The 14,485-nt window shown below is 38.0% G+C and carries 13 protein-coding genes; 11 read left to right on the top strand and 2 right to left on the bottom strand.

What is annotated here, in order from left to right; genetic code table 11:
* The first annotated feature begins 133 nt into the window (after positions 1–133).
* The 11 genes from panB to AC4G3N_RS02435 all read left to right on the top strand — a co-directional run bounded on the left by panB (position 134) and on the right by AC4G3N_RS02435 (position 10,697).
* A complete protein-coding gene (panB, locus tag AC4G3N_RS02485) occupies positions 134–970 on the top strand; it encodes a 3-methyl-2-oxobutanoate hydroxymethyltransferase (RefSeq protein WP_491089660.1) in 837 nt (278 codons plus the stop codon).
* Positions 967–1,809, top strand: a complete 843-nt coding sequence (panC, locus tag AC4G3N_RS02480; protein WP_491089659.1) for a pantoate--beta-alanine ligase — start codon at positions 967–969, stop codon at positions 1,807–1,809. Before panB ends, panC begins: the two co-directional genes overlap by 4 nt.
* 20 nt (positions 1,810–1,829) lie before the next feature.
* Complete coding sequence (gene panD / locus AC4G3N_RS02475; RefSeq protein ID WP_491089658.1) at positions 1,830–2,213, top strand: aspartate 1-decarboxylase; 384 nt, start codon at positions 1,830–1,832, stop codon at positions 2,211–2,213.
* 261 nt (positions 2,214–2,474) lie between these two features.
* The gene (locus AC4G3N_RS02470; protein WP_491089657.1) at positions 2,475–5,087 is read left to right on the top strand and encodes an exonuclease domain-containing protein; all 2,613 of its coding nucleotides are present in this window, start codon (positions 2,475–2,477) and stop codon (positions 5,085–5,087) included.
* Between the two features lie 92 nt (positions 5,088–5,179).
* Positions 5,180–5,350, top strand: coding sequence for a YpmA family protein (locus AC4G3N_RS02465; RefSeq protein WP_066107380.1), 171 nt, complete (start codon positions 5,180–5,182; stop codon positions 5,348–5,350).
* A gap of 17 nt (positions 5,351–5,367) precedes the next feature.
* A complete protein-coding gene (locus AC4G3N_RS02460) occupies positions 5,368–5,844 on the top strand; it encodes a cell wall elongation regulator TseB-like domain-containing protein (protein WP_491089656.1) in 477 nt (158 codons plus the stop codon).
* A gap of 17 nt (positions 5,845–5,861) precedes the next feature.
* On the top strand, positions 5,862–7,058 hold the full coding sequence (locus AC4G3N_RS02455) for a pyridoxal phosphate-dependent aminotransferase (protein ID WP_491089655.1): 1,197 nt from the start codon (positions 5,862–5,864) through the stop codon (positions 7,056–7,058).
* A 316-nt stretch (positions 7,059–7,374) separates the two neighbouring features.
* Positions 7,375–8,667 (top strand): asparagine--tRNA ligase, encoded by a 1,293-nt coding sequence (gene asnS / locus AC4G3N_RS02450; RefSeq protein ID WP_491089654.1) that lies wholly within the window; start codon positions 7,375–7,377, stop codon positions 8,665–8,667.
* Between the two features lie 100 nt (positions 8,668–8,767).
* Positions 8,768–9,454 carry a DnaD domain-containing protein gene (locus AC4G3N_RS02445; protein WP_139891746.1) on the top strand — a complete coding sequence of 229 codons (687 nt, stop codon included), beginning with the start codon at positions 8,768–8,770 and terminating at the stop codon, positions 9,452–9,454.
* A gap of 83 nt (positions 9,455–9,537) precedes the next feature.
* Positions 9,538–10,197 (top strand): endonuclease III, encoded by a 660-nt coding sequence (gene nth / locus AC4G3N_RS02440; RefSeq protein WP_491089653.1) that lies wholly within the window; start codon positions 9,538–9,540, stop codon positions 10,195–10,197.
* Positions 10,194–10,697, top strand: a complete 504-nt coding sequence (locus tag AC4G3N_RS02435; RefSeq protein WP_491089651.1) for a YpoC family protein — start codon at positions 10,194–10,196, stop codon at positions 10,695–10,697. The genes nth and AC4G3N_RS02435 overlap by 4 nt, the downstream gene beginning before the upstream one ends.
* A 51-nt stretch (positions 10,698–10,748) precedes the next feature.
* Here AC4G3N_RS02435 and AC4G3N_RS02430 read toward each other — a convergent pair whose 3' ends face one another.
* Together AC4G3N_RS02430 and recU are read right to left on the bottom strand one after the other, a co-directional pair.
* Positions 10,749–13,493: a transglycosylase domain-containing protein gene (locus AC4G3N_RS02430; protein WP_491089650.1), complete on the bottom strand. Its 2,745-nt coding sequence runs from the start codon at positions 13,491–13,493 to the stop codon at positions 10,749–10,751.
* A 36-nt stretch (positions 13,494–13,529) separates the two neighbouring features.
* Entirely contained in the window at positions 13,530–14,147 is a 618-nt protein-coding gene (recU, locus tag AC4G3N_RS02425; protein ID WP_066107357.1) for a Holliday junction resolvase RecU, read from the bottom strand.
* Positions 14,148–14,485 lie beyond the last annotated feature (338 nt).

Here is a 14,485-nt window from a genome sequence, read left to right as displayed (position 1 = left end):
TGCCTGTATCCAAGAAAGGACCGGGACAGAGGGATAAAAGCTATTATGCCAATCCATCCTTCTGTAATTAGAAGGATTTTTTATTTGGTAAATAGGTTTTTCTCTCCTCGGAATGAAAAGGAGGAAAGAAAAAATGAAATTTGCTGCGGATTTTTTGAAACTAAAAGAAAACAGTGAAAAAATTTCAATGCTGACTGCGTATGATTATCCATCTGCTAAACTGGCAGAACAAGCCGGGGTCGATATGATTCTTGTAGGTGACTCTCTTGGAATGGTTGTTTTAGGATATGACTCTACTGTTCCTGTCACTATCGAGGACATGGTTCATCATACGAAGGCTGTTAAAAGAGGCGCACCTAGCACATTTATCGTGACAGATCTGCCGTTTTTGACGTATCACACAACAAATGAGGAAGCGTTAAAAAATGCTGCAAGACTTATGCAGGAGGCAGGGGCTGATGCGGTCAAAATGGAGGGTGCCGGAGATGTTATTACCAAAATAAAAGCGATGACAGATGCAGGTATACCGGTAGTAGCGCATTTAGGTTTAACACCGCAATCAGTTGGTGTACTTGGAGGGTATAAAGTCCAGGGTAAAACAAGTGAGGCGGCAGTTAAACTCTTGGAGGATGCGAAGAAGTGTGAAGAAGCCGGGGCAATGGCCGTTGTGCTCGAATGTGTACCTTATCAGGTCGCTGAACATATATCGAATGAACTAATAATCCCAACAATCGGGATTGGTGCTGGTAACGGTACGGATGGTCAGGTACTCGTTTATCATGATGTTTTATTATATGGTGTAGGCAGAGTGGCCAAGTTTGTAAAATCCTATGCTAATTTAAATGATGTGATTGGCTATGCTTTGTCTGAGCATATAAAAGAAGTGAAATCGGGTGTTTTTCCGAATCGTGATCACTCATTCACGATGAAGGAAGAAGAACTGTCCTCATTGTATGGAGGAGAAAAATGAAGATTATCAGCCAGATAAACGAACTGCGTGAAGTACTTGATCTAGAGAGGGAAAAGAAACATTCCATCGGATTTGTCCCAACTATGGGATATTTGCATGAAGGACATCTATCGCTTATTCAAGAAGCAAGAGAGAAAAATCAGGTGGTAGTTATCAGTATATTTGTAAATCCGCTTCAATTTGGTCCTAATGAGGATTTTGATAAATATCCACGCGATATGGAACGGGATGAAGAACTGGCACGAAATGCAGGGGTGGATTATTTGTTTTATCCAACAGTTCAGGAAATGTATGGGGATAAGCAAACCCTGACGGTAAAAGTGCATGAGCGCACCGATGTTCTTTGCGGAAAATCCAGACCGGGTCACTTTAATGGAGTGGCAACTGTTTTGACAAAATTGTTCACTATTGTCCATCCGACCCGTGCTTATTTTGGACTGAAGGATGCTCAACAGGTTGCTGTAATAGAAGGGCTTATCCATGACTTTAATTTCCCGATTGAACTGGTTGGTGTTGAGATTAAGCGTGAAGAGGATGGTCTTGCATTAAGCTCCAGAAACATTAATTTAACAGAGCAGGAAAGAGAAGAAGCTCCATTTATCTATAAAAGTCTTTGCAAAGTGAAAGCTGAACTGCAAAAAGGTGCCAGTCCCGCGGAAGCGCTTGAAAAGGGGAAAGAGTATTTACAGTCCCATATCAATGGTCAAATCGATTATTTTGAAGGATTATCCTATCCGGACTTGAGTGAGATTACAGAGCATGATCAAAGAATCATCTTTGCAGTTGCGGTTCAATATACGTCTGTTCGTTTAATCGACAACATTATCATAAATTTATAGTCATACAAGGGGGTAAGATTATGTTTCGCAATATGATGAAAGCAAAGCTTCACAGAGCAACAGTTACTGAGGCAAATTTAAACTATGTAGGCAGTATTACAATTGATGAAGATTTATTAGATGCAGTAGATATGCTTCCAAATGAGAAAGTTCAGATTGTAAATAATAATAATGGTGCCCGTTTTGAAACATATATCATTCCCGGAAAGAGAGGCAGTGGTGTAATCTGCCTAAATGGAGCTGCTGCCCGTCTAGTTCAGGAAGGTGATAAAATTATCATTATATCCTATGGATTAATAGAAGAAGCTTATGTAAGAAGCCATCGGCCTAAAGTGGCTGTTCTTGATAAGTATAATACAATTGTTGAAATGCTTGGAGCCGAACCGGAGGCAACGATCATTTAATGACTTTGTTAATGAACAAACGCTGATCCCCTTAAATCTTTAAGGGAACCAGCGTTTATTTTTTATTAACCAATAGTCTTCATTCTTCTTTGATTAATAAGGCTGGTTTTGATATAACAGTAGATAATGGGTAACGATAAATGATATGAAGAGTGTATGATAGGGGACCCACAAAAATAAAATGGAAAATTAGGTGCCATTGTGAATTTTTCCATCAGCTAAACAGGAGCAAGTTAGAGAAGAAGTGAGCAGGTGTTAAATATGAAAAGTAAGTATGTAGTAATCGACTTGGAGACTACAGGTAATAACCCTAAAAATGGAGATCGCATCATTCAAATTGCGGCTAACGTCATTGAAAATGGTGAAATCACATACCAATATTCATCTTACATAAATCCAGGGAGGTCCATCCCTCTATTCATACAGGAATTAACCGGTATTACGGATGCAGACGTGGAGAATGCACCGACATTTAAAGAGTTGGCACCCTACATTATTGGTGTTTTGGATGAGGCTGTTTTTGTTGCTCATAACGTATTATTTGATTTGACATTTTTACAGGCTGAATTGGAGCGGGTGGGGTATGAGCGGTTTCTTGGATATACCGTAGATACGGTGGAACTGGCAAAAATCGTCAATCCTGGAATGTCCAGTTTTAAACTAGAGGAGTTAGGAAAAGCCTATGGCTTTCTTCATGAGCGACCACATCAAGCAGACAGTGATGCTTATGTAACGGCTCTTTTGTTTATCGAGTTTTACAAGCAATTAAAAAAATTGCCGAAACCTACCATTAAATCATTATACAGATTATCATTTTTATTAAAAAGCGAGCTTAAAGAATTATTGGCTGAGATATTAAATGAATATTCAACGATGAGTGAACCTTGGAGACCAGATCTGGATATTTATCGTGGTATTGCAATCGTTAGGCAGAAATCAATTGAAAGCCTAACACAACAGGAGAATGAAAAAAAACATATTTCTCTTGATGAATCAGCGTTACCTAACATATTAAAGAAGAGCTTTAAGAGTCATAACGTTAGTTTAGTAGAAGATGGGACACGGGATTTTACCGAGCATATAAAGGCCTTTTATGAATATGCCAATGAAAATCATATACAGGTAACCATTGCTGCCCATACTAAACAGACAGCTGAACAGTTAATGGGTATTTTTCAGAGGGATTATTCTTCTAAAATGATTCAAAACCAAGTTAGCATATTGCATTCTAAGGAGCAGTATTTAAGTTTGCCGAAGTTCGAGCAATCCATGCGGGAAAAACAACAGAATTACGAAAGCACAATCGCAAAAATGCAAATATTAGTCTGGCTAACCATGACAAATACAGGCTGTTTAGAAGAGCTTAATTTATCCTCTGGGGGAAGAGAATATTGGAAGGAAGTAGCCCACCATGCCAATTTGCATCCACGCTTGCTTAAGCCGTGGACGGAACGGGATTTCTATTCGAGACAAATGCTGGCTGCTAAGCAGGCAAAGATTATTCTTACCACTCATGAAAGTCTAATTTCGGATATTCAGACAGGGGATTTCTTAAGCGAGTGCCCTAATATAGTACTTGAGGAAGCTAATTATTTTCCATCCTCTGTTCAAAGCGGATTAACGAAAGAGCTGAGCTATGTAGAAGTGAGGAATATCTTGAATAAAATTGGTACTTTGGATAATCGGCAACTATTGAGATCTGTCATATTGCTTTTAAAGGAAAAAACGACCGGTTCATATAATGAAAATCAACTGGCTGTTTTATTGGAAGAAATCGCATGCAGTGTGGAGAGCTTTTATGAGGCATTGTTCACATATGGAATGAAAAGCAAAAAGGATATGGAAGGACCTAGAGTGCAATGCCAGCTTGATTTTTCTGAGCTTGAGAATAAAAAATACATGGATCAATTATTAAAAGAAGCCAATGATTTGTATGACTCTCTCGGTTTATTAGTAGTTCAATTTCAACAAATCCTTGGTGAGTTGAACCAAGTACCAATTGAAAAATTAAAGCGAAGTCAATTTAACATTATTGATGAATTAGCAAAATTATCGGGGGAAATAAATTTAATCCGAGTTACTTTAAATAGGTTTTTTAAGAGCCTGAATACAAATGATGAGGTTTGGACGAGTTGGAATGTAAAGGGAAATAGAAATTCGGTGCAAATATATGCCAAGCCCTTATCGGTCTCAAAATGGGTTAATCGAAACTTATTACGGCCGGATAGCCATATTTTATTTATTTCAGATGTCTTGACGGTAGGTGGATCCTTCCATTTTATTTCACAACAATTAGGTGTTCGGGAAAACAAGTTGAGTAGCCTAGTGATCCCCCCGGTAAAAGAGCAATATTTAACGATATTGACTCCATTGAAGGAAAAGTCGGGATATACGTTAATTGATTTTGTGAAAGAGCAACAAAAGCCCTTAATCCTTCTTTTTCAATCACAAGAATCATTAAAAACAATATATAATAATTTGAAGGGATTAGCAGAATTTACGCACATACAGTTGCAGGCTCAGGGACTATCCTCCGGTTCTGCCATAAAAATGCTGCGAAATCATCTTGCTGTTGACCAATCAATTCTCTTAATGAATTACACTGGCTGGGATCAGGTTTGGCATACTTATAATGGCCAATCAATGATTTTAATGGTTGAGCCTCCAGTCGAAATGAACAGTACGATTCCAGATGAGGATTTAATATCTGAGTTAATCATTAATTTAAGAAGCTTGCTTAATACTTCTCCGAATTATAAAAAAGACAGCAAATGGGTCTTGATCGAGAATAATCTGATTCAGAGTAAAAGAAGTATGTTTGAACATGGTCTAAATTACGTAAAGCCAATATACAGGAATATGGAAGGAATTTAATGTTTGGCTCGCTTTTTTAGTAAAGTAAAGCTATTTGCAATTTTATTTTGGTATAATGTGTACGAGAGCGCTACGTTTTGGGAGGACTTACAATGGAGAGTAAGGTAGAGCTATTATCAAGTGTTAAATTGACATACACGAATGATTTATATAAAATCGTTGATTCTTTAAATAAAACGTTGAAAAAAGAGAACTTAATGTTTGGCTTGGCATTAGATAAACAAGATCAACAAACAGCCGTTTTTTCAATATACCGTACATAACTTGAAAGGAAATAGATATGAAAAAAGTAATTTGGAGCATAGTGATTATTATCCTGATTGGCAGTGGCTTTTTTATTCAGGCTATCTATGCTGGTGACAGCACCAGAAAAGACGCTGAAAAGAATGCAGAAGATATTGCCAGAGAAACAGCTGGAATGACAGAAGTGGATGATTTCTATTTATATAATGGAAATGAGACATGGAGTGTAATAACTGGCAAAACAGGAGATGGCAAAAAAATCGGTGTTTGGGTGCCGGATGATAAGAAAAAGAAAAGCCAGATTATTGCCCTCTCAGAAGGTATCAGTAAAAATAAAGCCATAGCAATCGTGAAAGAAAAAAAGAATGTGAAAAGAATCGTGTCTGCCCATTTGGGAATGGAAAATAATCAACCCTTATGGGAAGTAACCTATAAAAATAATAAAGACCTTTATGGGTATTATTACCTGAATTTCAAAACAGGCAATTTAATACGTAATTACGATAATTTGTAGGATGGAGATGGAACCGGATGAAATTAGCAAAAAGAGTATCAGCATTAACACCATCATCAACACTGGCAATAACGGCAAAAGCAAAAGAGCTTAAAGCCCAAGGTCTGGACATTATTGGACTTGGAGCAGGAGAACCAGATTTCAATACTCCGGCTAACATACTCGAAGCGGCGCAAAAGTCCATGCAGGATGGGCACACAAAATATACACCTTCTGCTGGATTGCAATCCCTGCGCAAGGTTGTAGCAGACAAACTGCAAAAAGATCAAGGACTAACATACAATAACGACCAAATTTTTATTGCTTCAGGTGCCAAGCACGCCTTATATACACTTTTTCAGGCGATTTTGGATGAAGAAGATGAAGTGCTGATTCCTACTCCATATTGGGTAAGCTATCCGGAACAAGTTAAATTGGCAGATGGAGTGCCTGTTTATATTGAAGGTAAAGAAGAAAATCAATTTAAGGTAACGCCTTTACAGATTGAAAAAGCAATTACTAATAAAACGAGAGCGCTTATTATCAATTCACCAAGCAATCCTACCGGTATGATATACACGGCTGAAGAATTACAGGCGATTGGTGAGGTATGTTTAAAACATGATATTATTATAGTTTCAGATGAAATTTATGAAAAATTGGTCTATCACAACCATGAACACGTATCGATAGCAGAGCTTTCCAATGAGCTTAAGAAGCAAACAATTGTCATTAACGGGGTTTCCAAATCCCATTCCATGACAGGATGGAGAATTGGATATGCAGCAGGTGACCAAGCGTTAATTAAAGCAATGACGAACTTGGCAAGCCACAGTACGTCTAATCCTACAACGACGGCACAATATGCAACAATTGAAGCCTATACAGGACCGCAAGATCAGGTTGAGATTATGCGAAGTGCGTTTGAACAAAGATTGGATGCTATTTACGATCAATTGCTTGAGATACCGGGATTGACTTGTCTAAAACCTCAAGGGGCATTCTACCTGTTCCCAAATGTCTCAAAAACGGCAGAGATGTGTGGATTTAATAGTGTAGATGAGTTTGTAGAAGATCTATTGGAAAATGCTCTGGTAGCTGTAGTTCCCGGTTCTGGCTTTGGAGCACCTGATAATATACGCTTATCGTATGCTATATCGTTAGAAGCACTTCAAGAAGCTGTTAAGCGTATAAAGGAATATGTAATAAATAAATCAGCAACAAAGGCTGAATAAATAGGATTTAGCAGGCAGACGATAAACGTAATCTCCCCTTAAGGAAAATTCCTGGATAATCTTTAAGGGGTTTTTTGAGTGAATCGGTCATTAATTTAAGCAGTTTCATTACCTTATTGACTGATGGAAAATGAAGGGGTTTAAAGGATTAATTTAAAGAACGAGTAAGTGAGTTGGATGTTTTCTGCAAAGGATCTATGAAATAATGGATTATTTCATGTATAGGTGAAATTTTGTATTTGCTTGTCCATTTTGGTACTTGTATAATGAAAAGGGTACATAACCTGGTTTTGTTTAAGCTTTGGAGGGAAAAAATGTGAAGTGTACAATTAATGAAGTATATAAATATGTTAATGAAGAAGTTAAGATAGGTGCTTGGATCGCCAATAAACGTTCTTCAGGAAAAATTGCTTTCTTGCAGCTACGCGATGGTACAGGCTTTATTCAAGGCGTAGTAGTCAAAGCAGAGGTAGATGAAGAATTATTCAATACTGCTAAGAAGATTACTCAGGAAACGTCTGTATGGGTGAAAGGTATTGTTCAGGAGGATGAGCGTTCCCCATTTGGTTACGAACTACTTGTAACAGGACTTGAAGTAATTGCAGAAGCAGTTGACTACCCGATTACACCAAAACAGCATGGCACTGAGTTCCTTATGGATCACAGACATTTATGGCTTCGTTCAAAGCGCCAGCATGCTGTCATGAAAATTCGTAATGAGATTATTCGTGCTACGTATGAATTCTTTAATAAAGAGGGCTTTGTAAAAGTAGACCCGCCGATTCTTACAGGAAGTGCTCCCGAGGGTACTTCAGAATTGTTCGCAACGAAATACTTTGATGAAGATGCTTATCTATCTCAAAGTGGACAATTATATATGGAAGCAGCAGCAATGGCACTTGGGAAAGTATTCTCCTTCGGACCAACATTCCGTGCTGAGAAATCGAAAACACGCCGTCATTTAATCGAATTCTGGATGATTGAACCAGAGATGGCATTTGTTGAATTCAATGAGAACTTAGAAGTTCAAGAACAATATGTTTCCTATATCGTTCAATCTGTACTGGAAAATTGTGCGATTGAACTGAAAACCCTAGGAAGAGATACTTCCAAATTAGAAAATATCAAAGCACCATTCCCTAGAATTACGTATGATGATGCAATTAAATTCTTGCATGAGAAGGGCTTTGATGATATCGAGTGGGGCGATGATTTTGGTGCTCCTCACGAAACAGCAATTGCAGAAAGCTATGATAAGCCTGTGTTTATCACCCATTATCCTACAGGAATTAAGCCGTTCTACATGCAGCCTGCTCCTGACCGTGATGATGTTGTCTTATGTGCAGATTTAATTGCACCGGAAGGCTATGGTGAAATCATTGGTGGATCAGAACGTATCCACGATATGGATCTATTAAAAGCAAGACTTGATGAACATAATTTAAGTATGGATGCTTACAAATGGTATTATGAATTACGTCAATATGGTTCCGTTCCTCATTCTGGTTTCGGTCTTGGGCTAGAGAGAACGGTAGCTTGGATAAGCGGTGTGGAACATGTTCGTGAAACGATTCCATTCCCTCGTCTTTTAAATCGTCTATATCCTTAATAGTCAAATAAAACCTGGCAATTTATTTTATTGTCAGGTTTTATTTTTCCGTACTTCAAAATCAGCATACATGGTATACTAAAAGGTGAGGTGTCGAATTATGACTATAAAAAATCTGTCGAATTGGATCAAGCAGGCGAATGTTGTCATACCCTCTTATTTGTTAAGCAGTTACAAAGAGATGGGATTAAATGAACAAGAGATGATGCTTTTACTGCATGTTGAAAACTTTTCAATGAACGGGAATTCATTTCCCACTCCTGCTGAAATCTCTTCTGTAATGAACCTCACTGAAATGGACTGTACTAACCTGCTCAGAAAACTGGTTCAGCATGGTTTCTTAGATATTACAGAGGATGAAAAACCAGGTTATGAGAGCTATTCAATCAAGCCATTATTTGAAAAATTGGCCTATCATTATTTAAAAGAAGCTAAGCAAACCGACTTTGAAGAGAAAGTAATTAAGAGTGAATCCTTATATACCGTATTTGAAAAGGAATTTGGCCGTCCATTATCACCCTTTGAGGGTGAAACATTAACCATGTGGCTGGATGAGGATAAGCATTCACCTGATTTGGTTAAGGCTGCTCTTAAAGAAGCCGTTATCTCCGGAAAGCTCAGTTTCAGATATATAGATCGTATTTTGTTCGATTGGAAGAAACACAGTATCAAAACGTTGGAACAAGCCAAGGCGTATAGTGAACGCTTCAGAAGCTACACGAAAAAAAGTCCTGCTAAAACTGTTCCCGTTGCTAAAGAGTTGCCATTATATAATTGGCTAGAATAGACTTTAATCGATAGACCAGGATAGATCCTTTTATCCGGTCTTTTTATTCGCGAAAAATAAAGAATAAAGGGAGGGGGATTTAGATGCTTACCAATACACAAATTCGATATTGTCTCGACGAAATGGCAAGAATGTTTCCTGAGGCCCATTGCGAATTAAATCATTCCAATCCATTCGAATTAACCGTGGCGGTAGTATTATCGGCACAATGTACGGATGCTTTGGTGAATAAAGTAACGAAAAATCTCTTTCAAAAATATAAAAAACCAGAGAATTTCCTTTCTGTACCGCTTAGTGAATTGGAAAATGATATTCGTTCAATTGGTTTATACAGAAATAAAGCGAAAAATATTCAGAAGTTATCGCAGATTATACTGGAAAAATACAATGGGGTAGTTCCGAATGACCGGGATTTATTAGTTGAGCTTCCTGGAGTAGGGAGAAAGACAGCGAATGTGGTTGTTTCAGTAGCGTATGGAACACCGGCAATCGCTGTGGATACACACGTGGAGAGAGTAAGTAAAAGGCTAGGTATATGCAGGTGGAAGGACTCAGTCTTAGAGGTTGAAAAAACGCTGATGAGAAGGATCCCTGAGGAAGAATGGTCGATTACCCATCACCGATTGATTTTCTTTGGTAGATACCATTGTAAAGCCCAATCGCCAAAATGTGAGGAGTGCCCTATGCTTCTACTATGCCGTGAAGGGAAAAAAAGAATGAAAGCAGCAGGAAAAGGAAAATGAATATACCTGAATTAAATCTTGAACCTTTTAATTTTGAGTACAATCAACTTGATAAAAATGATTTTTTGAGATGGAATAACGATATTTTCAATTTTGGTTTTCCTTATGAGTATTATTATTTTAAAGGCAATGATCTGTACAGGCCCTGGGAGGATTTCTCTGTTATAAGGGAGCAGTTGACGAATGAATGGGCGGAAATCGTTCTACAGTTGGAAATTATGTTCGCTAACAGAGAAAAGCAGGAAATTAAACCATATCTGTTAAAAGGAATTGTACTATATGTTTCGTTTATGTATTGGTCGAATCAAGTACCTGTAAATTTATGCGGCTTCCCTGCATGTCTAAAGGAATTAAAGGGGAAACCGGTTAATGTGGAAGAGCGTTTGCCCTTTATATTGGCAAGGCCATACTTTTACCCAAGCTTTATGCAATTAAAAAGCCTAATGGAAGAGCAAATCAAGATTGCGGCCAAAATGGCAGCTTTAAATAAGTATACATGAAGGAGAATGAAAAAAGAGATCGGACTATTAAGTCCGATCTCTTTTTTTGTTTTAGGCAATTTTACGTATATGTCTAGGCATTTCTTGAATAGCAGGTGGAATCAGATAGGAAGTTTCGTCAGGCTGGGAAGTACTATTACTTCTCGCAGCAGGCTGTTCTTGCCCATCCTCATCCTGTGGTTCTGGCTGGCCTTCACCAGGGTTAGTACCTTCGCCAGGATTGGTGCCTTCACCAGGGTTAGTTCCTTCACCAGGGTTAGTACCTTCGCCAGGGTTGGTGCCTTCGCCAGGGTTGGTGCCTTCACCAGGATTAGTACCTTCTTCAGGATTGTTACCTTCATTCGGATCTTCTTCATTACCTGTGCCATTGTCTGGGTTAGGTTGGTTTGGATCCTCTGTATTGTCCTCAGTCGGCTCTTCAGGCTGTTCTTCCTCCTCTGGAGCAGCTTCAGGAATAGAAACAGATGTAGATGCTGAGTCACTCTCCTGGCCGTCTACAGTAGCTGTTACATAGAACGTATACTTTTTCCCGGCTTCTGGAGCATCGAGACTAAAGGAAGTTTCCTTTGTAGTGGTTAACGTTTGTCTGTCTCCGCCATCCACGGCAACCTGAACATTAAATTCTGCGTCATTAGAAGAATCATATTTCCAGCTCACGTTTATTCGATTAGATGCTTCATCAAAAGCAGCGTTGAGACCAGAAGGCGCATTTGGTTTTGTATATTTTTCTGATGTTTTAGTAGGTTCATGTCCCTTTACAAAGTACTCATATACAATTTGATCACTTGGTGTATATTCACTTGCTTTAGCGTTTGTTCCTTTTTCAAGGGCAACTTTGACAACCGAACTTGGCTGTTTGAAATTATCAGTTGTCACATTCTCAGACATTTTGCCCATCATTGTTTTAAAGATTTTTGCGGCTATTTTTGTTTCCTGCTTACTCATCGGATTTTTTAATTGTTGATCATAGCCCGTCCAAACAGACATGGTGTAATTCGTTGTATATCCAATAAACCACGCATCCGGTGAACTGCTCTTACTGATATTATATTTTGCCCGGTCTTCTGCAGAGTAGTTTGTTGTTCCTGTTTTTGCTGCAATGTGAAGACCTGGAATATTGGCTGCAGTTCCTGTACCTTTAGTCACAACATCCTGCAAAATGTTTGTAATCATAAAGGCTGTATAATCCTTCATGGCAACTTGTGGTTCCGGTGCCGTTTCAATAACAGTATCATTGTCTCTTAGAACTACTTTTTTTACGACATGCGGTTTATTATAGATACCCTCGTTACCAAATGCAGCATAGGCACCTGCCATTTGTAGAGGGGATGCTGCTTTGTCTACACCGCCGATTGCGGATGCTTCGTAAATTTCCCCAAAGTCAACACCTAATTTTTTTGCAAATTTACCAGCTTGATCTTCACCAACCTCTTGGAGTGTTTTAACTGCAGGGACGTTAAGTGATTTATAAAGCGCCTCACGAATCGTTACATTCCCTTTATAGGTACCCGTTGCACTACCAATTGATTGTCCGGAACTATATTTATATGGTTCATCTTTAATAATATGAGCAGTCGACCATTTCAAATATTCAATTGCTGGACCGTAATCAAGAATTGGTTTAATGGTTGAACCCGGCTGCCTTGTTTTTAAATCTGTTGCATAGTTAAAGCCACGGGCTACTTCTTGGTTTCTTCCACCGCCCATTGCGTTGATTTCTCCGGTCTTTGTATCCATAAAGACCGTACCAGCCTGGAATTTATCATTCGGGTAGTCGATATATTTATCGCTATTCAGTATTTCCTCCATTAGTTCCTGTGCATCAGGATCGATGGACGTATATACCTGAAGGCCATCTGTGTATATATTGTAGTCTCCAATTTCTTCCACTTCATCGATGACTTGATCAACAATAGCATTATATTTTGTGTTTGTTGTTTTCTCGCGTTTTTCTTCTGGTACTAAGCTATCTTCAACACTTTCGGCTTGCGCTTTTTCGTGTTCTTCCGCAGTGATGAAACCTGCTTTTTCCATTAGTTTAAGTACGATGTTTCTTCGTTTTTCCGCTTTTTCCGGATACGTAAACGGGTTGTAATTATTTGGGCTTTGCGGCATACCTGCCAGCGTGGCAGCTTCAGATAAGGTAAGCTCATTCAATTCTTTGCCAAAGTACAGCTTGGATGCTGTGGATATCCCATGGACTCCGGATGACATATATACTTTGTTAACATACATTTCAAAAATTTGTTCTTTAGAATATTTTTGCTCAAGTTGAAAAGCAAGGTACATTTCCTGTACTTTACGTTTAATCGTTTTTTCTGATTTAAGGAAAGAGTTTTTCACTACCTGCTGGGTAATGGTGCTACCTCCCTGAGAGCCGAAGCCGCCTGTTATGTTTCCAATTAAAGCTCCGCCAACGCGAATAATATCAATTCCATGATGTTTATAAAAACGCACATCTTCAGTTGCCAGGATGGCATTTTCCATCAATTTAGGAACATCCTTATAATCGACGTAATCTCTTGTTTCTGAGCCTACTTCTGTATATATATCTCCGTTTTTATCATAGATTTTCGAAGAAATAGGATCAATCAGGGCGCTGTCATCAATCTCAGGAGCTGTGACAGCCCAGTATGCAAAAACTCCTCCAACTGAAATACCTGCAATAATAAATAGTGCAGCTAAAACAATTAAGGTTCTTTTTAATAATGATTTTGATTGTTTCTTTTGTTTTTTATTTCTTTTGGAATTTGCATATTTTCTTTTTTCTGTCCTTGTTTTATATTGATCTGACATTGTGTTACATACCTTCCTTTCAGGATAAAGGACCATTTAAAATAGTTGGGTACCATATTTTTTGTCAATTATCTTAATATAGTCAATTCTTGGTGAAAACCCAAGCGGAATCACTTCACCTGTATGTTCAATATCCTTTTTTGGTATAGATTTTCTACCGCCAGATAGCATCTCTTCCCAATAATAGATCAGTGTCTCAGCCGGTAAATAGTAAATTTCCTCTGTTACACTGAAGCGCATAATAATAAAGGCTATCCCACCATGTTTAATGATATTGCGCATATGGACAATTTGGTGTTCATGAAAATTCTTTAAAGGGAAAGAGGTTGTTTGTCTGGTTTCCTTCGCTTCAAAGTCAATGTATCTGCCTTTATATACACCATTATAATCCGTTGTGGAGGCTTGCTTAAAATAGGCTTCTTTTATGACTGCAGCGCTCCTCTTAGGATAAGACACATTAACAATCTGAACGGGTGTTGGCTTTTTGTGAACAATTGCGATGTTATTCTCTATATAATAAAGATTTGTTTCGTTTAAGTCATCCTCCAATGTCATTCCCCGATTAGAATAATTCACTTTTTTCTGTTTCAGTACTTTGCTGCCGGTTTTCGCAATCGGGTTATATTGTTTTCCATTAGGATATTTTATAGACATAGTATCCCTCCAAGCCCATCCTTATCATAACAAAAATAGCATCAAAATTGTAAAATTCATTATTACTTACATAGAAAGTTTAAATAATTAGTACAGATACTCATTTATGTAATTTTATTATAAGATAAACGTGTATTTCTCTTTCAATAAATACTAAATTGATAGAATGTAAACGAAACTAAGGCACTTCGAAGTTTATAATAAATTGGCTGGATTCGTCAAAGGTACTTTTTAGATAAAAAGGTTAGAGTATATGATTATATAGAAGAATGTTATCGAGGTCATCTTTTAAGCGACATAAGTGAAAGAGAATAATAAAAAGCCGGAGAATATAAAAT

The sequence above is a fragment of the Bacillus sp. z50 genome, from assembly GCF_058313585.1.
Note: the sequence above shows the minus strand (reverse complement) of the source record. Positions and strands in the feature narration are given on the sequence as shown.